Source organism: Streptosporangium sp. NPDC050855, assembly GCF_044456585.1.
Taxonomy (GTDB): Bacteria; Actinomycetota; Actinomycetes; order Streptosporangiales; family Streptosporangiaceae; genus Streptosporangium; species Streptosporangium longisporum.
The window spans coordinates 1-20,459 of record NZ_JBITFY010000001.1; the positions used below are offsets into that span (position 1 = coordinate 1).

Below are 20,459 nucleotides of genomic sequence, written 5' to 3' on the forward strand. Positions count from 1 at the left end.
CGCATCCGCTGGGAAGTCCGCGACGACATCCACGAAGCCTTCCTCAGCCTCGGCTGTGCCCTGATCTGCTGGCGTCGCCTCAGCTCATTGTGTTAGCGGCTCTAATAGGGCCTCCTCCCTACTCGCCGACGGCGTCCGCGAAGACATCGGCTACGGAGGCTTCCGCTGCTCGGATCACGTGAGCGTAGACGCGGAGCGTGATGGACGGATCGGCATGGCCGGGTCGAGCGACGACGTGGACCGGGGCGCCGGCCAGGAGCGCGTCTTCCTACCACCAGAACGGGAGGTTGGTTCGGCGGTCCTGTACGTCGTCGTGAACCGCACGCAGCCATGGCTGACGAACCTCCGGCAGTCGTGCCAGCGCGTCGAGGAACATTTGCCGGTCGAGCCGGAACGGGCTGGGTGGCGGCGGTGGTGGAGGGTCATCGCGGTAGACGCCGTCAGGTAGCCCGCCCGACGCGGGGCGGAGCCGCCGATTGCCGCTGAAGGCCATGTACGTCCACACCTCGGCGGCCAGTGGCACCACCGCCTCCGTGCCGGACGGCCATGTCTCCCCGGTCTGCGGGTGTCGCGGAACCAGGGCGATGTCCGTGACCGTGTCGGGCAGGCCCGGTCCGGCCAGGGCCAGGCTCCTCGTCGGCGGCCCGGCAGGAAGCAGGACATCGAGCGCCGGACGGAACGCATCGGCGACAGGGCCGTCGGGAACCACGACCCGCGCACCGCCCGACGCGGCCAGCAGGTGTGCCAGCGCCACCGAGACCGCGGCCTCCCACACCGGACTCCACGCCCCGATCGGATCAACCGGTGGCCTCTCCGGCTGCTCCCGCAGCTCCTCCCAGCCGAGCACTCGGCGAGCGGGCGCATCGACGTCGAGGAGACGGACGGCGCACGGGTCCAGCCACACCACCTGCCAGTGCCCGCAGTCGTCGATGAGGGTGGCCACGGCATGACCGCACCGCGCGCACGCCAGGTTGGGGCCGTTCCTGCTGTCCAGACCGCAGCAGAGGCCGTCGCATCGCTCCGGAATCAGAACGGTCCCGCGAATGTCACCCAATGTGATCGCGACCGCTCCCGGCGGCCCGTACGACAGGGCGAAGACCGGTGCGTACACACCTCGGGCCTCTGCCTCCTCCGCGCCGATCTCCTCCCATCGACGCCACGGCGGTCCGAAGGGTTCCGGATCCACCGCGTAGGTCCCAGGTTCCATGAGCGCGGGCAGGAGTTCGTGGCCGTACCTCTGATGGGCGTGAGCGGGGAGCACGACCCGCGACACGGGCAAGGTCAGCGAGGCATCACAGCCCGTACACGCGAACACGATCACGCACCCTCCCGGATCAGGGGACTCAGGTCATCTTGGCTCAAAGCCGATCCCGAGAGGGTCGCTCGACGGCCGCCACCGCCGACGCGGCCGTGACACGACCATGACACGGCACGAACGGGGCGGGGACACGGCTCGGAGACAGTGGGTGGCGTCGACGGGCGAGCCGCGGGCCGGTCACCGAGGGCGCGGTAAGACCCGGCGGCGTGTCGCGAGTGTTGTCGATCGGAAACGACCCGGCCGTGCGAGAGGGCCTTGAGCCGGTCTTCCCGGGCTGTCCACGGCGGACGGGAGCCCAGAGCCGCTGTGTCCGTCCGCCCGGCGGAACGTCACGGTGAAAATGATCATGAATAGGAGAAGGCATGGCTGATGACAGGCGATGGGACCGGCGTTCGCTGTTGCGGGGCGCCGCCGTGCTGGCCGGTACGGCCGCGACGGTGCCGCTGCTCGGCAAGGCGGCCACGGCGGTGACCGGCGGCGGTGACACCGACGCGTTGTTCAAGCCCGACGGCGGTGACGCGGACGCGTTGTTCAAGGCCGGGAGGTTCGAGCAGGCCGGCCGCGCGTACGAGGAGATCCTGAGAAAGAATCCCGGGAACGTGCACGCGGCTCGCCAGCGCGGTTACGTGGGGCTGCTGGCCAACCGGTTCCCCGACGCCGAGAAGTACCTCAAGCTGGCCGTCGAGCTGGCACCCGGGGACAAGCAGGCCAACCGGCTGCTGGCCGACTGCTACATCCGGCAGGACAAGCTCTCCCTCTCGGCACCGCACTGGCGAGTCGCCGGCGAGGAGAGCTACGCCAAATGGTTCGCGGCGTTCTCCGGCGAGCCGTACCAGGTCCACGGCGGCACCGCGCAGCTGCCCTGGAAGCAGATGGACCCGGGACCGCTGGTGGAGGCCTCGGTCAACGGCGGATCGCCGAAGCGCTTCACGTTCTACACCGGCGCCCCGTCGCTGCAGGTGTCGGCGAAGGTGGCCAAGGAGGCCGGGCTGAGCCCTGTCGTCAGCGAGAAGATGGATTTCCTGGACGGCGTCGTATGGGCACACTACGGGGTCCTGGACTCGTTCAGGCTGGGCGGCATCGAACTGCGCAACGTCCCCGTGAGCTGGTCGACGGCGGAGTCGGGCGGAGATGTCAGCACCGACAACGACGGCATGATCGGCATGTGGGTCTTCTACCACCTGCTGACCACCTTCGACTACGCGGGCCGGCAGCTGATCCTGCGGCGCCGGACCCCCGAAACGGCAGGTAAGGCACGCGCCGCCGCCAAACGGGCGGGTGCCGATCCCTTGCCGATGTGGATGGCCCGCGAGCACGGGCTCCACAGCAGGGGCGGCATCGCCGGTGCCGCCGGCTCCGGCACGGGGGTGGTGGGCGTGCTCTTCGGCGGACACAGCGAGGTCGCCGGGATCGTGAAGAAGGAGACGGCCAAGCAGTTGCGGGTCCGCGTCGACCGCGATCGCCCGGTCGAGACCTTCGCCGGCAGCCACCCGGCCGTCGCCTACCCCTGCTACCCGAAGGAGATGCGCCTCGGCGACGTCGCCGCCGATGACATCTACTGCTTCACGAACCCGGACGCGCCGCTCGCCCCCGACGGGTTCGACGTGCCGGCCGTCTTCTTCCACAGTTTCCACAAGCCCAACACCATCACCCTCGACTTCACCGACATGAAGCTCTACGTCACCCGCGGGCAGGCCGCCTGACCACCGCGACTGCAGGGATGTCGCGGGAGCCGGACCCGCAAAGGAGCCGGTCACCTCGGATGACGGGGCGTCCGCCGGTGCCGTGAGCGGAAACGTCGGCCGGGTCGGCGGTCAGGCTCGGATGTGAGAGGGTGTCCGCCTCGGTGGACGCCCTCTCGCTGCGGGGCCGAACGGGCTTCTCCTGCCTGCTTCGAGCCGGCGCACCGGAGTCCGCGCGCTCGGCCGCGCTCCCCGCCGGGTCCCCCCTCAGATCTCGGCGGCCAACTCGGGGAAGACCTTGGCGACCTTGGCCGTCAGGTAGTCGCCGTACCTGCCGGAGAAGGCCCTGAGGTCTTGGCCGTCCCAGCGAGGGCGGTCCTCGCGGCCGGGGACCGACGGGAGGGGCGGGACCTCGTCGTGCCAGCCGGGGTCGAAGAAGAACGGGAACGACAGGCGGTCGCGGCCGGAGGCGTTGCGGACGCGGTGCGGCGTGGAGCGGTAGTGGCCCGCGGTCAGCCTGTCGAGCATGTCGCCGATGTTGCACACGAACGTGCCGGGGATCGGCGGGGCGTCGATCCAGCCGTCGCGGGTACGGACCTGGAGGCCGGCGTTGTCGTCCTGGAGCAGCAGGGTCAGCAGCCCGTAGTCGGTGTGCTCGCCGACGCCCCACTCCTCGGCGGCGCCCGTGCCGGGCGGATAGTGGAAGATCCGGAACAGGATCGTCGGGTCCCTGGTGTACCCGTCGGCGAAGTAGCGCTCGGGCAGGCCGAGGCTCAGCGCGATGCCGCCCATCACCCGCTGCGCCGTCGTGGTCATGACGTCGAGGTACGTCAGGACGGCCGCGCGCAACTCGGGGACGTCGGCGTCGGGGAACAGGTTGCGGCCCTTGAGCGGGGTGCCGTCGGGCTCGGCCTCGGCGCCGAAGTAGACGCCCTCCTTCAGGTCGGGGCGGCCCGAGGTGAGCTCGCCGCCGACGGGGAAGAAGCCGCGCCAGGCCCGGCCGCCGCGCGCCATCGCGATCTGGAGCTTGCGCTCCTCGGGCAGCGCGAAGAAGCGGCGCGCGGCCGCGTCCAGCTCGGCGATCAGGCTCTCGGGGACGCCGTGGCCGCTGACGTAGAAGAAGCCGTTGTCGACGCACGCGGCCTCGATACGGGCAGGGACATCGGGGCCCGACAGGTCGACGACCGGCAGTTCTCTCGTCATACAGGCATTGTGCCGTCTTCGTCCGGTCGGTGTTCGAGCCGTCGGTGGGCGCGGACCCCGGCACGGACCACATCGGGTGTGATGCGCCCTCCACGGGTCATCGGCCCGGCGGGGGCCGCGATCACCGGGTCGAAGGACCGAGCGAGAACACGTCGCCACCCGGATCACGGTGCTCGGACGAGAGCCGAGACGATTCGGGACAGGAGCCGCCCGGTCTGCCGGGAGAAGGGCTCCGGCACGCGGAGGAACCGTTTTCCGAAGGCGTTCACGGTCAGGCCGACGCGGGTCTCGGGCTCAGGCAGGCCGCCCCCAAATGCTTTGCCCGCGGCCTGCGCGCGCTGGGATGCTCGGTGAGGCCGAACGGAGAGGAAAGCGCGAAATGGCCGTCACCGCCTCCCGCAAGCCGTCCGAGTCCGAGCCGGAGGTCCGCACGAGGGCCGGCGTTCTCCGCGGCGGCCGTGAGGCGGGCCTGGCGGTCTTCCGCGGCATCCCGTTCGCCGAGCCGCCGGTCGGCTCCCTCCGTTTCGCCGCGCCAGAGCCGGCGCGTGGCTGGGACGGGGTGCGCCCGGCGGTCGCGTACGGCCCGCCGCCCCCGCAGTCCGGCGTGCTCGGGGCGTCCCGGGACGCCGTCGGCGACGACTGGCTGACGGTCAACGTCTGGACACCGGAACCGGATCCGGAAGCGGGACTTCCGGTGATGGTGTGGATCCCCGGCGGCGGTTACGCCATGGGCCACTCCGGCTTCCCGGAGTACGACGCCGGGCACCTGGCCGGGAGCGGGGTCGTGGTCGTGACCCTCAACTACCGTCTCGGTGTCGAGGGTTTCGCGCAGATCGAGGGAGCCCCGGCCAACCGGGGACTGCTCGACCAGGTCGCGGCCCTGCGGTGGGTGCGGGACGACATCCGGGTGTTCGGGGGCGACCCGGACCGGGTCACGGTCTTCGGCCAGTCGGCGGGCGGCGGATCGGTCGCCGCGCTGCTCGCCATGCCGCGCGCTGCCGGGCTCTTCCACCGGGCGGTCGCGCAGAGCGTGCCGGGGACGTTCTTCTCCCCCGAGCTGGCCGCCGACATCGCCGCCACCTTCGCCGCCGAGCTGGGGGTAGGGCCCACGGTGTCCGGCCTGTCGGCGGTGGCCCCGGCCCGGCTGCTCGCCGCGGGCGATGCGGTCTTCGCCAGGACGGCGCGGTCGCGGGAGCGCTGGGGACGGATCACCCACCGGCCGATCCCGTTCGCACCGGTCGTCGACGGTGACGTCCTGCCGATGACCCCATGGCAGGCGCTGGCGGGCGGCGCCGCCCGGGGAGTCGGGCTTCTCGCCGGGCACACGCGTGACGAGCACCGGTTGTTCGGCCTGATCGACGGCGTGCTCGGCCAGGTCACGCACAAGCAGGCCGAGACCGCCCTGCGCATGCTCGCCCCCGGCCCGGACGGGGCGCGCCGGTACCGGGAGGCGTTCCCGGCCGCGACCGACGAGGAACTGTACGAGCTGGTGAACGCGGACTGGTTGTTCCGCATGCCGAGCCTTCACCTCGCCGACGCGCAGATCGCGGGCGGTGGCCGGGCTCACCTCTACGAGCTGACCTGGCCCGCCCCGGGACTGGACGGTGTCCTCGGCGCCTGCCACGGCCTGGACGTGCCGCTCGTCTTCGGCAACCTGGGCAGCGGGCAGACCGCCGCGCTGATCGGCGACCCGCCCTCCCCGGAGGCGGAGGAGTTGTCCGCGCGGATGCGCCGGGCGTGGACGGCGTTCGCCGCTCACGGCGACCCGGGCTGGCCCCCGTACGACGCCGATCGCCGCCTCGCGCACCTCTTCGACACGCCGTCGACGGTCGCCGCCTACCCGGAGGAGACCTCGCGGCTGCTGTGGCGGCACCACGGCTTCCCGGCGCTGCCGCTGCTCGCGCGATGACGGGGGCGGAAGGCCGCTTCCCGTCGTCGCCTCCCGTCCTGTCGCGGTGGACGGCGTGGCCGTGCGTGACCTCGCCGCCGACGGAGGTGCCGGCAGCGCCGGATCGCCGTCGACCCGACCACGTGGCCGAGGGCGACCTGTCCGAGGCTGTCCAAGGCTGTTCGAGGCTGTTCGAGCGGTCGTACACCCCGTGACGGCGTCCGGACGGAGATTCGCTCCGGGGCGCGAACGGGGCTGTCATCGCCGATGCGACGTGACGGCCTTTCTCCGGTGACATCGGCCCGAAACGGATCACCGTCTTCGCATGATCGCGGTCACGGGCCGTCCCTTCCGAACGAAACGGAACCTCCATTGTCGCCTTCGGGCCATGGTTTTTCGGCGAGCCGGGCGTACGGGACCGACGGCCGGAGATCGAACATCACCTGGACGACGCACCTGCGCCGATGCCACTCAAGAAGGGATATATCGCTATAAGTCGCTTACTGCTAGAGAAATCACGATGCCTTAAACGGTGGTGACGCAGTAGTTTGTCGAATTGACGGGGATCATGTCTCGGGGGAGGCGCCATGACGCTCGGTGAAATGCTGCTCGCGTACCGGAAGAGATCAGGCGTCACCCAGCGGGAACTGGCCGATCGTGCCGGCGTCGGCATCCGGACGCTGCGCGACATCGAGCAGGGCACGGTCCAGCGCCCCCACGCCCGATCCGTGCGCAGGCTGATGGAGGCGGCCGGCCTGTCCGGCGCCGATCTCGATCTGCTCCGGGAAACCGGCGACGGCCGGTCGCGGCACCCCAGGGACCCGGTGCTGCGGATCGACCTCCTGGGGCCGCTGGCGGTTCGCGTGCACGGGCACGCCGCCGACCTGAAGCCTCCCATGCAGCGCCGTCTCCTGGGCCTGCTCACGCTTCAGGCCAACCGCGTCGTCACCCAGACGGAGATCGTCGACTTCCTCTGGGGAGAGGAGATCCCCGCCACCTACGCGAATCTGGTGCACACCCATGTGTCACGCCTGCGGAGGTTCCTCGACGGCGGCGCGGGCGAGGGGCCGATCAGCCGTACCGGCGCGGGCTACCGCCTCACCCTCGCGGACGGTCAGAGCGACCTGCTGGACTTCGCCGACCTGACGGCACGGGCGGCGGCCCATCGTGACGCGGGCAGGACCGAGGACGCCGAACAGGCCTATGAGCGGGCGCTGTCGTTATGGCGGGGGCAACCGCTGGCCGACCTCGCCCCGCACGCGCTCCACCATCCGGTCATCGTCGCCGTGTCCCAGCAACGCCTCGCCGCGGTCCTGGACCACGCCGATCTGGCCATGGGGCGAGGACACCATCAGGCCGCGCTGGAGCGGCTGCGTGAAGTCCTCCCGGCTGAACCGCTGCACGAGGGACTGAACGCGCGGATCGTGCTGGCACTGGCCGCGTCCGGGCAGCGGGCCGCGGCGCTGCGCTTCTTCGGCGACCTCCGCGATCGGCTCAGGAACGACCTCGGCATCGAACCGAGCCCCGAGCTGCAGGACGCCCACGCAAGGGCCCTCGGCCGGGAAACCGCGGCGGACAGGCCCGTCTTCCTCCCGTCGAACCCCCGCCCCGGCGTCCCTTCCGGCCGCCGCGCCGGCACTCCCTCGGGTCCCCGCGCCGATGCTGCTTCCGGCCCCCGCCCCGGCACCGTCCCCGCCGAGCTCCCGGCCGACATCGCCACCTTCACCGGCCGCGAGCGGCAGATCAGGCAGCTGAACGCCTACCTGACCACCGCGGAGGCCCATCCCACCGCGGCCAGGCTGTCAGTGATCAGCGGTACGGCCGGCGTCGGCAAGACCTCGCTCGCCGTGCACTGGTCCCACCGCGTGCGCCACCGCTTCCCCGACGGCCAGCTCTTCTACAACCTGCACGGTTACTCCGACAGTGCCGCCAAGACGGCCGCCGACGCGCTGGGCAGCTTCCTGACGTCCCTCGGCGTGCCACCGGCGAGCGTCCCGCTCGACGTCGACGCCAGGATCTCCCTGTTCCGCACCATGACGGCGGATCGCCGGCTGCTGCTGGTGCTCGACAACGCGACCGATCCCGAGCAGGTCCGCCCGCTCCTTCCGGCCAACCGCGACAGCGCGGTCGTGGTCACCAGCCGCAACGACCTGTCCGGCCTGAAGGTCCACCACGACGCCCTGATCGTGGAGCTGGACGTGCTCGACGACGAGGAGGGCGTGGCCCTGCTGACCCGGCTGCTCAGCGCGAGCCACCACGAGGCGTCGCCCGGCCTGCTGGGCGAACTCGCCCGGCTGTGCGCCCATCTGCCGCTCGCGCTGCGGATCGCGGCGGCGAACATCAGCCGGGGCGCCTACGGCACGGTGCGGGAGTACCTCACGGCGCTTCGCGCCGGTGACCGGATGGCCGGACTGGCGATCGACGACGCCGGGAGCACGGCGGTGGAGGCGGCGTTCGCCCTCTCCTACGCCGCGCTGCCGCCGCGCGCGGCCCGGCTGTTCCGGCTGCTCGGGCTCGTCCCCGGGGTGGATTTCACCCTCGACGCGGCCGCGGCCCTCACGGGGTCCCTCCCGGCCGGGACCAGGCAGGAGCTCACCCGGCTGGCCACCGCACACCTGGTCGACCAGTACGAGCCCGGCCGTTACCGCTTCCACGACCTGTTGCGGCTGTACGCGGCGGAACGCGCCGTCGAGGACGAGCGCCCGGAGGACGTCGCGAAGGCCAGGCAGCGCCTCTACGACTGGTACCTGCTGAACGTCCGGGCCGCCGTCGGGCAGAGCCACGCCCACTGGGTCAAGCTCCCGCCGGGCGCGACGTCCGAGGGCGTGACGCTCACCTCGTTCGCCGACCCGGCCTCGGCTTCTGCGTGGCTGGCCGCCGAACATCGCAACCTCGTCGCCGCCGTCCACCAGGCGGCCCGATCCGGTCCCCGGCCGTCCACCTGGCTCCTGGCCGACGCGATGCGCAGCCATTTCTGGGCCAGCGGGAGCACGAGCGACTGGCTCTCCTGCGCGCAGGCGGCCGTGACGGTCGCGGAGGAGGAGGGGGACGTGCCGGGCCTGGCCGCGGCCATGCTGGCCCTGGCGAACGCGCACGCGTTCCAGGTACGGCCCGACGCGCTCTCGCTGCTCGACCGCGCTCGCTCGCTCGCCGAGCAGGGCGGGTGGACGGAGGGCGCCGCCGCCATCCGGAACAACCTCGCCGCCTACTACCTGCGCGCCGGGCGGCTGGACGACGCGGCCCGTTGCCTGGTGGAGGGCATCGCGCTGGACGAGGAGGCCGGCCGGTCGGGCATGCAGGGCATCAAGCACATCAACCTCTCGCAGGTCTACGTGCAGATGGGCCGGCTGGAGCCCGCGCTTGGCCACCTCGACCGGGGCCTGGAGCTCCACCCGGACACGGACGGCATGACCGCGCTCAACCTCGGCGAGGTCTGCTACCTGCTGGGAAGGTTCGACGACGCGCTCCGGCATCTCCATCGGGCGCATTCGCTGTCGAAGGAGGCCGGATCCCACGCCGTCGAGCTGCACTGCCTGGCCTACCTCGCCGACGTCCACTGCGACCTGGGCCGGTACGAGGCGGCGCTGGCCTACGGGGAACGAGCGCTGCGACGCAGCCGCGACATCGCGGACCGCTACTTCGAGTCGCTCGCGCACATCGCGCTGGGCAGGCTCAGCCACACCTCCGGCCGTCACGTCCAAGCCGCCGAACACCATCGCCGGGCGGTGGAACTGGCCGGTGACACCCACGTGTTCGAGAAGACCATCGCTCTCGTCGGGCTGGCGAACGCGACCCGCGAGCTCGACGTGACCGAGGCCCTCTCCTTCGCCGAGCAGGCCCTGCGGATCGCCCGCGAGCGATCCTTCCGCCTGCTGGAAGGGCTCGCCCGTACCGCGCTCGCCGACATCGCGCTGACCGCGGGAGACCCCTCCGAGGCGGTACGGCAGGCCCTGCCGGCCCTGGAGATCCACCGTGACACCGGCCATCGGCTGGGAGAGGCCCGCGTCCTTCGCACGCTCGGTGAGGCCACCTCCGGAGCCGACGCCGACGCCTACAGGAACCGGAGCGTGCGGTTGTTCCACGAGCTCGGCAGCGCCGAGGCCGCCCGGCGGCCCGTCGGCCCGGCGCGGGCCGGTGAAGGCGACGACGGTGACCCGCCGCTCGCGGCTGTGGTCAGGCGGGATGGGCCCGGGTCAGTTCCACCAGCTTGACGACGGTGTTCCAGTTGCGGGTGGTGGCGATGACACCGTCGGCGGGCGCGGACCTCGTCAGGGCCTCCGCGAGCCTGGAGCGGCCCAGACCGCCCGGGGTGTAGAGGTAGAGCGCGCGGTCGCCGAGCCGGCACTCCTCGGGGAGGTACATCGCCGCGTCGAGGAACGCCAGGCGCGACGCGGTGACCGGCTCGGAGAAGTACGTGACGTGCAGCTGCCTGCCTTCGAGCGAGGCCGCGGGGAACGGGCAGCTGTCGGCCACCGCCCTCAGATACGCGTGATCACGCACTAGGACGTCGACGCCGAAGCCGAAGCGCTCCTCGACGGCCTGCTCCAGCCGTGCCGCGAGCGCCTGCTCGTCGTCCAGGGCGCTGGTGAAGACGGCGTTGCCGGTCTGCAGGTAGGTGCGTACGTCGCCGTGGCCGAGGTCGGTGAGCAGCGTTCGTAGTTCGGCCATCGGGACCCTCTTGTGGCCGCTCACGTTGACGCCCCGAAGGAGTGCCGCGTACGCCTTCGTCGTCATCTCCACACCTTACCGACGATCAACGGCGCCGTGGCGGGCAGCGGCCTTCGTCCCGGGCGGTTCCGGCGAGGCGTCGGCCACGTCCCGGGCAGGAACTCGGCCGCCGATCAGGTCGGCGACGGCGGCGACACCCTCGGAGATGGCGTCGGGGGTCAGGTTCCCGAACCCCAGGACGAGCCGGGGACGACCGTCCCGGACCCGGTAGGGCTCCATGCCGTACAGGCCGACCCCCCGTTCCAGGGCCGTGGCGACGACGGAACGCTCGTCGGCCCCGGCGGGCAGCGGGACGACCGCGTGGAACCCGGCGGCGAGGCCGAGGAGTTCCACCCCGGGCGCGTGGCGCGCCAGGGCGCCCACGAGGGCCGCACGGCGAGCCGCGTACCGCTGCCGCATCCGGCGAAGGTGCCGGTCGTACTGCCCGTCGCGGACGAGGCTCGCCAGGGCCAGCTGGTCGAAGCCCGGAGAACCCAGATCCGCGAGCCGCTTGTTCCGCGCGACCGCCGCGGACAACCGGGGCGGGGCGACGACCCAGCCCAGCCGCAACGCCGGCGAGAGCGACTTGCTCACCGAACCCAGCAGCGCGACCCGGTCGGGAGCGAGCCCCTGCAGCGCCCCGACCGGCTCCCGGTCGTACCGGAACTCCGCGTCGTAGTCGTCCTCGATGATCGTCGCGTCACGGGAGGCCGCCCAGGTGATCAGGGCCTGCCGCCGGTCGGGCGCGAGGACCACGCCGGTCGGTGACTGGTGCGCGGGCGTGAGGACCACGGCGCGCGCGCCGGTGGCGGCCAGGGCGTCGACGTCCATGCCGTGTTCGTCCACCGGGACGGGGACCACCTCCAGCCCGAGCATGCCCGCGATCGCGCGGTGGTCCGGGTCGCCGGGATCCTCGAAGGCCACGGTCCGTACGTCGCCCAGCGAGCGCAGGACCAGCTGCAGGCCCTGCGTGTAGCCCGCGCTGACGATCGTGTGGGCCGGGTCGGCGGCGGCACCCCTGACCCGCCGCAGGTAGGCGGCGAGGACCTCGCGAAGTACGGGGCTGCCGCGCGGGGGCGAGTAGCCGAGCTCCTCGGTGGAGGCCTCCCGGCAGGCCCGACGAAGAGCCCGGCTCCACTGCTCGCGGGGGAAGCTCCCCAGGTCGGGGACGCCGGGACGGAAGTCGACGCGGATCGGGGGCGGCGGCGCCGGCCGGGCGGGAGCCGCCGGGGACGCGTGCCCGGTGGCGGCGACCCGGGTACCGGAGCCGGGGCGGGTGACCAGGTAGCCCTCGGCGTGCAGCTGCGCGTACGTCTCGGTGACCAGGCCGCGCGAGACGCCGAGCGCGCGGGCCAGCGCGCGGGAGGAGGGCAGCCGCTCGCCCGCGGCCAACCGGCCGGTGCGGACGCCCTCGCGCAGGGCCAGTTCGAGCTGTACGCGCAACGGCCTGTCCCGGTCCAGCGGGACGAGCAGTTCGGGACCGGAACCGGTCCACTCGACGGGCATCGAACTGGACCTCCTTTCCGGACCGGTCGGATTCTAGGCTCACGGCATGAGCAACGTCGAGGCGCCGCGGCAGCCGATCGTCACCCGCCCGATCGCCATGCTCCTCATCTTCTCCGTCGGCGCCATGTCGGCCTTCTACCTGCTGATGCCCGTCGTCCCGCTGTACGCGGCGGGCATCGGCGCGGACGACGTCGGCGCGGGCCTGGCCACCGGCACCCTGATGCTCGGGACGGTGCTCGCCGAGTTCGCGGTCGTGCGGCTGCTGGCCAGGCTCGGCCACCGCACGGTCGTCGGGCTGGGCCTGCTGCTCCTCGGGGTTCCCGCCCTCCTGCTCGCGGCCCATCCACCGCTCGTCGTCGTCCTGGTCGTCTGCCTGTTCAGGGGCGCCGGACTGGGAATCGTGGTCGTGTGCGGTGCCGCGCTGATCGGTGACCTCGTCCCGGCCGAGCGCAGAGGCGAAGGACTGGGCCTGTACGGCCTCGCGGTCGGGGTCCCGTCGATCGCCTGCCTGCCGGCCGGGCTCTGGCTGCAGGAGCGGTTCGGCTTCACCCCGGTGTTCCTCCTCGGCGCGGGGCTGGCCCTGCTCGTGCCGGTCGCGGTCCTCGGCCTGCCCGCCAGGGGCACGCGGCAGGAACACCACGGCGGCGTTCTTGCGGCCCTCCGTGACACCGACCTGGTCAGGCCCGCGTACATCTTCGCCACCATCACGATGGCGAGCGGAATCCTGCTGACCTTCCTGCCGCTGGCCGCGGGCTCGGCCGCGACGGCCCTGCTCGTGCAGTCCTGCGTGACCCCCCTGGCCCGCTGGTGCGCGGGCTGGTTCGGGGACAGGTACGACCAGGGCGTCCTTCTCCTGCCGTCGGTCCTGTCGGCCGCCGTCGGCGTCTCCCTGATGGTCCTCGTCCCGCACCAGGGGGCCCTGCTCGCCGGAACGGCCCTGTTCGGGATCGGTTTCGGCGCGGCCCAGAACGTCACGCTGTCGCTGATGTTCGCGCGGGCCTCCCGCGCGAACTTCGGCCAGGTCAGCGTCGTGTGGAACCTGGCCTACGACGCCGGGATCGGGATCGGCGCCCTCGGGTTCGGCCTGCTGGTCCACCCGCTCGGCTACCCCGCGGCCTTCGCCCTCACGGCCGCCGTCCTGTTCGTCTCGCTCGTTCCCGCCCTCAACGACAGGAAGAAGACCCGATGACCGTCATCATGCAGTCCTCGATCTCGCTGGACGGCTTCAGCGCCGGCCCCCGGATCAGCCGCGACCGTCCGCTGGGCGAGGGCGGCGAGCGCCTCCACACGTGGATGCCGGACGAGCCCGAGCTGACGGCCGCGCTGTCCGCGGAGTCCGGCGCGACGATCATCGGCCGGCGCATGTACGACGTCGGGGCCGGCCTGTGGAAGGACGTCCCCTTCCCCGGCCGCTGTTTCGTGCTCACCCACGAGGTCCGCGCGGATCGGCGGATGCCGAGCGGCTCGTTCACCTTCGTCGGCGACGGCCCGCGAAGCGCGCTCGACCAGGCCCGGGCCGCCGCCGGGGACAGGCCCGTCGTCGTGCTCGGCGGCGCCGAGGTCTGCCGGCAGTTCCTCAGGGCCGGTCTGATCGACGAGATCCGGCTCCAGCTGGTGCCGGTCCTGTTCGGCGCGGGGACCAGGCTGTTCGACGACCTGGAACCCCGCCGGGTCGAACTGCGGCCGCTCGACACGATCACCTCGAGGAACGGGGACGTCGTCCACCTCCGCTACCGGGTCGTCCGGGGGACCTCCTGAAACTCGCGGCGCGTCCGGTGGCGGAGGCGGCCGCGACGCGCCGCTGGGCGCTGACCTTCACTTCGGTCACCGTCGGCCACCTCTGAGCGTGCATGGCCGCCCCCTCCCTTCGGTGGTCGGGGGGTCGCCGTGCCGTCACGGCCGGAACGTGCGGCGGTAGGCGTCCGGTGGTACGCCGACCGTGCGGTGGAAGTGGCGGCGCAGCGTCGTCGCCGTGCCCATGCCCGCGGCCGAGGCGATGGTCTCGACGCTGTCGTCCGTGGTCTCCAGCAGCTCCTGCGCGCGGCGGATCCGCTGCGTCAGCAGCCACCGCAGCGGGGTCGTGCCGGTGAACGAGTGGAAGTGGCGGGCCAGGTGGCGCGAGCTCATGTTCGCCCGGCGGGCCATGTCCTCCACGGTGATCGGCCGGTCCAGCCGCCGCATCACCCAGGTGAGCAGCTCGGCCAGGGGGTGGCCGTCCCGGGCGGGCACCGGTGTGGTGACGAACTGGGCCTGGCCGCCGGCCCGGTGGGGCGGCACGACCAGGCGGCGGGCCACCACGTTGGCGATCGCCGAGCCGTGGTCGCGGCGGACCAGGTGCAGGCACAGGTCCATCGCCGCGGCCTTGCCCGCGGACGTGAGCACGCTGCCGTTGTCGACGTAGAGCACGTCCGGGTCGACCTCCACCCGGGGGTGGCGCGCCGCCAGGTCGTCGGTGTGCGCCCAGTGCGTGGTCGCGCGCAGCCCGTCCAGCAGGCCCGCGGCGGCGAGCACGAACGCGCCCGTGCACAGGGAGACCACCCGCGCGCCCGACGCGTGGGCCGCGCGCACCGCCTCGACCAGCTCGGCGGGCGGGTCCTCGTCGACGTCCGCCAGGGCGGGGACGATCACGGTGCCGGCCCGCGTCAGCCGGTCGAGCCCGTGATCCGGCTCCAACAGGAACCGGCCGATCCGGACGGCGTGCGTGCCGCACACGTCGACGTCGTACCAGGGGCCGGGCACGGCGTCCGGGGCGGAGCCGAAGACCTCGTAGGCCAGGGCCAGCTCGAAGTGCAGCATTCCCTCGGTGGCGGCGATCGCGACGGAGCGCGGGACAGGGGCCATGTCGGAAATTGTATGGGACGTGTCATTCCGGACACTGGGCGCCGGTGGGCCGGAAGGACAGGATCGATCCCGTGAAGCACTTCGAGCATGCGGGGGCAGGCATGGGATCAGGTCCGATCGTGGCGGTGTTCGGCGCCTACGGGCACACCGGGCGGTTCGTGGTCGCGGAGTCGATCGAGCGCGGGCACGTCCCGCTGCTCCTCGGCCGCGACCGGGAGAAGCTGGCGGCACTGGCGAAGGCCCGTCCCGGGTTCGAGGCGCGGCAGGCGTCGGCCGACGACCCGGCCTCGCTCGACCGCGCGCTGGACGGCGCGGCCGCCGTGATCAACTGTGCCGGGCCCTTCGCCTCGACCGCCGCCCCGGTGATCGAGGCGGCGCTGCGGGCCGGCATCCCGTACGTCGACGTGGCGGCCGAGATCGAGGCGAACGCCGACACGTTCGCGCACTTCGCGGAGCGCGCCCGTGCCGCGGGCACCGTGGTGGTCCCGGCGATGGCCTTCTACGGCGGCCTCGGCGACCTGCTGGTCACCACCGCGATGGGCGATCGGACGTCGGCGGACGAGGCGCACATCGCCTACGGCCTGAGCGGCTGGCACCCCACCGGGGGAACGCTCGCCGCGGGCGCGGTCTCGACGCGGCGGCGGGGCGGCCGGCGGGTCCGCTTCACCGGCGGGCGGCTGGAGTACCACGATGACGCCCTGCCGACCCTGGAGTGGCCGTTCCCGGCCCCGCTCGGCCCCCAGAGCGTGATCGGGGAGTTCACCATGGCCGACGTCGTCACCGTTCCCAGCCACCTGGACATCCCGGAGGTGCGCACCTACATGACAGCCAGGGCGGCCGCGGACCTGTCGGCTCCCGGCGCCTCGGCACCGACCGCCGTCGACGAGCGCGGGCGCTCCGCGCAGACCTTCGTCGTCGACGTCCTCGTCCGCTCCGGCGACACGGAACGCCGCGTGACCGCCGCCGGTCAGGACATCTACGCCGTCAGCGCGCCGCTCGCGGTGGAGGCCGTCGACCGCATCCTCACCGGCCGGACCAGGACCGTCGGCGTCGCCTCCGCGGGCGCGGTCTTCGACGCCCCGGACTTCCTGCGCGCCCTGTCCTCGCACCTCTCGCTGCACGTGCACGGCTGATTCGTACGTCCCGGCCCGGCACGCGCGACCGGGTGGCCGCGCGGGCGCGTCAGCGGGCCGGGGTCCGGGGGCGGTTCCACCACAGGGACACCGACAGGGCCGCGGCGACGAGGACACCGCCGCCGGCGGCGAAGGCCGCGGAGGTGTCGACCCGCTGCTGGACGACGGTGAAGCTGCCGGGCAGGGCGTCGAGGGCGTTCTGGAGCTGGCCGGCGTTCTCGGCGCGGTGGTAGGAGCCGCCGGTGGCCTGGGCCATCTGCTTGAGCGCGGGCTCGTCGATGGTGCGGGGGCTGCGGCCCCTGTCGAACCCGCCCCGGCCACCGGAGCCGCCCCAGCGGCCGAAGCCCTGGCCGTCGAACTGCGAGTTCTCGCAGACCATCGGGGCCGGTTCGGTGGTGCCGAAACCGATGGGGAAGACACGGACGCGGCGCAGGGCCGCCTCCCGGGCGGCGACCTTGGGGTCGACGCCCTGGGTGTTGGCGCCGTCGGTGAGCACGACGATCGCGGCACCGGCGTAGCCCGCCCCGCCCACGGGGTTCGGGTCCGCCCCGGTGGGGGCGACCGACGGGTCGGCCTCCGCGATCGCGTCGATCGAGGTGAGCACGGCCTGCCCGATCGCGGTACCGCGGGACACGGTGAGGCCGTCCAGCGCCTTGACCAGTGCGTCGGTGTCGTCGGTGGGCGGGACGAGCAGGCCCGCGCTGCCCGCGAAGGTGACCAGGCCGATGCGCGGCCCGCCCCGCTGCGACTCGATGAACTCGGCGGCGGCCTTCCGCGCGGCGGTGAGACGGTTGGGGTCTACGTCCGTGGAGCACATGGAGCCGGAGGTGTCGAGCGCGAGCAGGATCGTCACCGACGTCTGCGGTACCGGGACCGACGCCTGCGGCCGCGCGGCCCCGACCCCGAGCAGCGCGAGCCCGGCCAGGAACAGTGCCGTGGGGATCTTCCGGGTCCAGCGCGTACGGCCGGGCAGGGCGCTGCGCACGAGCGCGATCGAGGTGACGCGCACGGCGGCCCGCCGGCGACGGCGCCGTGCCCACTCGCGGAGGGCGAGGATCAGCGGGACGACCAGAAGGGACAGCAGTGCCCACGGCCATGAGAAGGACATTCAGATCACCCGTCCGGACCGGAGCACGGTGAGCGCCGCGCCCGCGGTGAGCAGCGCGAGGGCGAGCCCGGTCAGCCCGCCGGCGAGGGGCAGCGGCTCGTCGGAGACGGTGAGCCGCAGGTCGATCGTGTCGGCGATCCCGTCGAGCCGCGCCGCGTCGGAGGCGGGGTGGTAGGTGCCGCCGGTGGTCTGCGCGATCGAGGTGAGGGTGCCCTCCTCGAGCGAGGTCTGCAGGTGGTAGCCGTCGACCTTCACCGTCGCCCCGGCCGTGGTGCCGACCCCGACGGTGTGGACGTGGACGCCCGCCCGCTGGGCCACGGTGGCGGCCTGTTCGATGTCCGCGCCCTGGTTCTGGCCGTCGGAGAACATCACGATCGTCGCGGACGGCCAGTAGCCGATGTCGGGCGCGGTGCCGTCGCGGCCGACGGCGACCTGCCTGCCGGTGATCGCCGACAGGGAGGCCGTGATGGCCGTGCCCAGCGAGGTGCCACCGGTGATCCTCAGCCGGTCGATGGCCTTGAGCGCGACGGAGTGGTCGGCGTCGGGCCGCGCGGTGGTGAGCGCGCCCCGCTCGAACGCGACGACCCCGATGTCGACGCTGTCGGGCTGCGCCGTCACGAACGCGCGGGCAGCCCGCTGCGCGGCCGCCAGCCGGGTGGGCGCGACGTCGTCGGCACCCATGCTGTTGGAGACGTCCATGGCCAGGACGACGGTCCCCGCGGTCCGCGGGACCGGCACCATGGCCGCCGGTCCGGCGACGGCGACCGCGAGCACCGCGACGCCGGCGATCGTCAGGCCCACCCCGAGGTACGCCCGGCGGCCGCCCGGCACGACGACCCCGGCGGCGGTGAGGGCGGCCGTGCGGCGGCGCGCCGAGACGACGGCCGCCCAGGCGAGCGCGGCCGTGACGAGCAGCCCGACGGCGAGCAGCAGCGGGGAGGACAGGGTCACGGGGCCTCCCTCACCGGTCTCGTGCCCTGCGCGGCGACGTCGGCGACCTCGGTGACCCCGGTGGTCTCGGTGGTCTCGACGACCTCGGTGGTCTCGACGACGTCGAGGACCCCGGCGGCCCCGGTGAACTCCGTCACCGCGACCGGTCCCGGGTCCGGGCGACGACCTCGACGAGCGCCTCGGCCAGATCGCGGTCGGTGTCGACGCGGTGGACGGGCACCCCGGCCCGGCGCATGCCCGCCTCGAGCCGGGCGTCGCGGGCGTCGACGGCGGCGCGGAAGCGGACCCGCAGCAGCGGGTCGGCGGAGTCGACGACGAGCTGCTCGCCGGTCTCGGCGTCCTCGACCACGATCAGCCCGGCCTCGGGCAGCACGTCGTCGGCCGTGTCCACGATCCGCAGGGCGACCACCTCGTGCCGCCGCGCCAGGCGCTGCAGCGAGCGCTCCCAGTCGCCGTCGCCGATGAAGTCCGACAGCACGACGATGAGCGCGCGGCGGCGCGCGAGCCGTCCGGCCGCGTCCAGCATCTCCGCCAGGTCGGTGGTGGTGCCGCGCGCCCCGGAGGTACGGCCGCCGCCCGCCCCGGAGCCGGCACCGCGTGCTCCGAAGATACGGCCGCGCACCCCGGAGGTACGGCCACCGCGTGCCCCGGAGCCGGCACCGGGCGACGTGGAGGTGCGTTCCAGCTCGGCGCCGATCCGCAGCGCGTGCCGCCGGGAGGTGCCGGGCGGCACGACGCGCGGCGTCCCGGTGTCGAACAGCAGGGCGCCGACGCGGTTGCCGCCCCGGCCGAACAACCGGGCGAGGGCGAGGGCGAGCTCGGCGAGCACGTCGTGCTTGCCGCGTCCGGGCCGGCCGGCCGCCATCGACGCCGACCGGTCGAGGACGAGCCACACCGTCAGCTCCCGGTCCTCGGTGAACACCCGCAGGTACGGCTCGTCCAGCCGTGCGGTCACGTTCCAGTCGATGTTCCGGGCGTCGTCGCCGTCGCCGTAGGCGCGCAACCCGGTGAAGTCGATCCCGGAGCCGCGGTGCGCGGTGCGGTGGGCGCCCTGGAGCCGGCCGTCGAGCCTGCGGACGACCTTCCACTCCAGGCGGAGCAGGAGCCTCTCGGAGGCGGTGGCCACGGCGCTCAGCGCTTCTGCAGGACGACGTCGGGCACCCGGACGGCCCCGAGCACCCCGGTGACGATCGTGTCGGCGTCGACGTCGTCCGCGAGGGCCTCGTAGGAGAGCACCAGACGGTGGCGCAGCACGTCGAGCGCGAGCTCGGACAGGTCGTGCGGCAGGACGTAGTCGCGGCCGCGCAGGAACGCCAGCGCCCGCGCGCCCGTGACGAGCGCGATGGACGCCCTCGGGCTGGCCCCGTGGGTGACGTACCGCTCCAGCTCGCCGAGCCCGGCCGTCGCCGGGGAGCGCGTCACGGAGACCAGCCGTACCGCGTAGTCGACGATCGCCGGATCGACGTAGACCTGCCGGGCGCGGTCCCGCATCGCCATCAGGTCCCCGGCCGTCACCATCGGCTGCGGCGGCTCGGGCGGGCGCAGCGCCCGCGTGACGATCGCCTGTTCCTCGGTCTGCGTCGGGTAGTCGACGATCACCTTCATCATGAAACGGTCGACCTGCGCCTCGGGCAGCGGGTAGGTGCCCTCCGACTCGATCGGGTTCTCCGTCGCCATGACCAGGAACGGCTCGGGCACCCGGAACGTCTCGCGGCCGATCGTCACCTGGTGCTCCTGCATCACCTCCAGCAGGGCGCTCTGCACCTTGGCGGGGGCGCGGTTGATCTCGTCGGCCAGCAGGAGGTTCGCGAACACCGGGCCGAGCTCGGTCCTGAACTCCCCGGAGTGCTGGTGGTAGACCCGCGTGCCCACGAGGTCGGCCGGCACCAGGTCGGGGGTGAACTGGACGCGCTGGAAGCTCCCGTCGATCGCGGCGGCCAGCGACCTCACCGCGAGGGTCTTGGCCAGTCCCGGCACGCCCTCGACGAGCAGGTGGCCGTCGGCGACCAGCGCGACGGCCATGCGCTCCAGCAGGACGTCCTGTCCGACGATGGTGCGTTTGACCTCGAAGAGCACGTGTTCGAGTGGATGGGCCGGATCGGGGGACGTGGTCGAGGTCATG

General features: G+C 73.1%; 16 protein-coding genes. 6 read left to right on the top strand and 10 right to left on the bottom strand.

Annotated features, from left to right (window positions below; genetic code table 11):
* Positions 1-268: 268 nt before the first annotated feature.
* Complete coding sequence (locus tag ACIBCT_RS00005) at positions 269-1,321, bottom strand: hypothetical protein (protein ID WP_399185149.1); 1,053 nt, start codon at positions 1,319-1,321, stop codon at positions 269-271.
* A gap of 359 nt (positions 1,322-1,680) precedes the next feature.
* Here ACIBCT_RS00005 and ACIBCT_RS00010 point away from each other — a divergent pair, with 359 nt between their 5' ends.
* On the top strand, positions 1,681-3,021 hold the full coding sequence (locus ACIBCT_RS00010; protein WP_399185150.1) for an aspartyl protease family protein: 1,341 nt from the start codon (positions 1,681-1,683) through the stop codon (positions 3,019-3,021).
* Between the two features lie 246 nt (positions 3,022-3,267).
* Here ACIBCT_RS00010 and ACIBCT_RS00015 read toward each other — a convergent pair whose 3' ends face one another.
* Positions 3,268-4,203, bottom strand: coding sequence for an isopenicillin N synthase family dioxygenase (locus tag ACIBCT_RS00015; protein ID WP_399185151.1), 936 nt, complete (start codon positions 4,201-4,203; stop codon positions 3,268-3,270).
* A 379-nt stretch (positions 4,204-4,582) separates the two neighbouring features.
* Here ACIBCT_RS00015 and ACIBCT_RS00020 point away from each other — a divergent pair, with 379 nt between their 5' ends.
* Positions 4,583-6,112: a carboxylesterase/lipase family protein gene (locus ACIBCT_RS00020; protein ID WP_399185152.1), complete on the top strand. Its 1,530-nt coding sequence runs from the start codon at positions 4,583-4,585 to the stop codon at positions 6,110-6,112.
* Positions 6,113-6,678: 566 nt separating this feature from the next.
* Positions 6,679-10,302: a tetratricopeptide repeat protein gene (locus tag ACIBCT_RS00025; protein ID WP_399185153.1), complete on the top strand. Its 3,624-nt coding sequence runs from the start codon at positions 6,679-6,681 to the stop codon at positions 10,300-10,302.
* On the opposite strand, the gene ACIBCT_RS00030 is transcribed toward ACIBCT_RS00025, so the two are convergent.
* Positions 10,265-10,825 carry a DUF1697 domain-containing protein gene (locus tag ACIBCT_RS00030; protein ID WP_399185154.1) on the bottom strand — a complete coding sequence of 187 codons (561 nt, stop codon included), beginning with the start codon at positions 10,823-10,825 and terminating at the stop codon, positions 10,265-10,267. The two genes, ACIBCT_RS00025 and ACIBCT_RS00030, sit on opposite strands and share 38 nt — an antisense overlap.
* Before the next feature lie 9 nt (positions 10,826-10,834).
* The gene (locus tag ACIBCT_RS00035) at positions 10,835-12,304 is read right to left on the bottom strand and encodes a PLP-dependent aminotransferase family protein (RefSeq protein WP_399185155.1); all 1,470 of its coding nucleotides are present in this window, start codon (positions 12,302-12,304) and stop codon (positions 10,835-10,837) included.
* A 46-nt stretch (positions 12,305-12,350) separates the two neighbouring features.
* On the opposite strand from ACIBCT_RS00035, the gene ACIBCT_RS00040 reads away from it, so the two are divergent.
* Positions 12,351-13,493 carry an MFS transporter gene (locus ACIBCT_RS00040; RefSeq protein ID WP_399185156.1) on the top strand — a complete coding sequence of 381 codons (1,143 nt, stop codon included), beginning with the start codon at positions 12,351-12,353 and terminating at the stop codon, positions 13,491-13,493.
* On the top strand, positions 13,490-14,062 hold the full coding sequence (locus tag ACIBCT_RS00045; protein ID WP_399185157.1) for a dihydrofolate reductase family protein: 573 nt from the start codon (positions 13,490-13,492) through the stop codon (positions 14,060-14,062). Before ACIBCT_RS00040 ends, ACIBCT_RS00045 begins: the two co-directional genes overlap by 4 nt.
* Before the next feature lie 135 nt (positions 14,063-14,197).
* Here the strand turns inward: ACIBCT_RS00045 and ACIBCT_RS00050 are convergent, their stop codons facing one another.
* The gene (locus ACIBCT_RS00050; RefSeq protein ID WP_399185158.1) at positions 14,198-15,145 is read right to left on the bottom strand and encodes a helix-turn-helix domain-containing protein; all 948 of its coding nucleotides are present in this window, start codon (positions 15,143-15,145) and stop codon (positions 14,198-14,200) included.
* Between the two features lie 101 nt (positions 15,146-15,246).
* Here ACIBCT_RS00050 and ACIBCT_RS00055 point away from each other — a divergent pair, with 101 nt between their 5' ends.
* Entirely contained in the window at positions 15,247-16,278 is a 1,032-nt protein-coding gene (locus ACIBCT_RS00055) for a saccharopine dehydrogenase family protein (RefSeq protein WP_399185159.1), read from the top strand.
* A gap of 49 nt (positions 16,279-16,327) precedes the next feature.
* On the opposite strand, the gene ACIBCT_RS00060 is transcribed toward ACIBCT_RS00055, so the two are convergent.
* The 5 genes from ACIBCT_RS00060 to ACIBCT_RS00080 are packed head-to-tail and all read right to left on the bottom strand — an operon-like array spanning position 16,328 to position 20,458.
* Positions 16,328-17,386, bottom strand: a complete 1,059-nt coding sequence (locus ACIBCT_RS00060; protein ID WP_399185160.1) for a VWA domain-containing protein — start codon at positions 17,384-17,386, stop codon at positions 16,328-16,330.
* Entirely contained in the window at positions 17,387-18,337 is a 951-nt protein-coding gene (locus ACIBCT_RS00065; RefSeq protein ID WP_399185161.1) for a VWA domain-containing protein, read from the bottom strand.
* Entirely contained in the window at positions 18,334-18,474 is a 141-nt protein-coding gene (locus ACIBCT_RS00070) for a hypothetical protein (protein ID WP_399185162.1), read from the bottom strand. The genes ACIBCT_RS00065 and ACIBCT_RS00070 overlap by 4 nt, the downstream gene beginning before the upstream one ends.
* Positions 18,471-19,463 (bottom strand): DUF58 domain-containing protein, encoded by a 993-nt coding sequence (locus ACIBCT_RS00075; RefSeq protein WP_399185163.1) that lies wholly within the window; start codon positions 19,461-19,463, stop codon positions 18,471-18,473. The genes ACIBCT_RS00070 and ACIBCT_RS00075 overlap by 4 nt, the downstream gene beginning before the upstream one ends.
* A gap of 5 nt (positions 19,464-19,468) precedes the next feature.
* On the bottom strand, positions 19,469-20,458 hold the full coding sequence (locus ACIBCT_RS00080) for an AAA family ATPase (RefSeq protein ID WP_399185164.1): 990 nt from the start codon (positions 20,456-20,458) through the stop codon (positions 19,469-19,471).
* Between the last annotated feature and the right edge of the window lies 1 nt (position 20,459).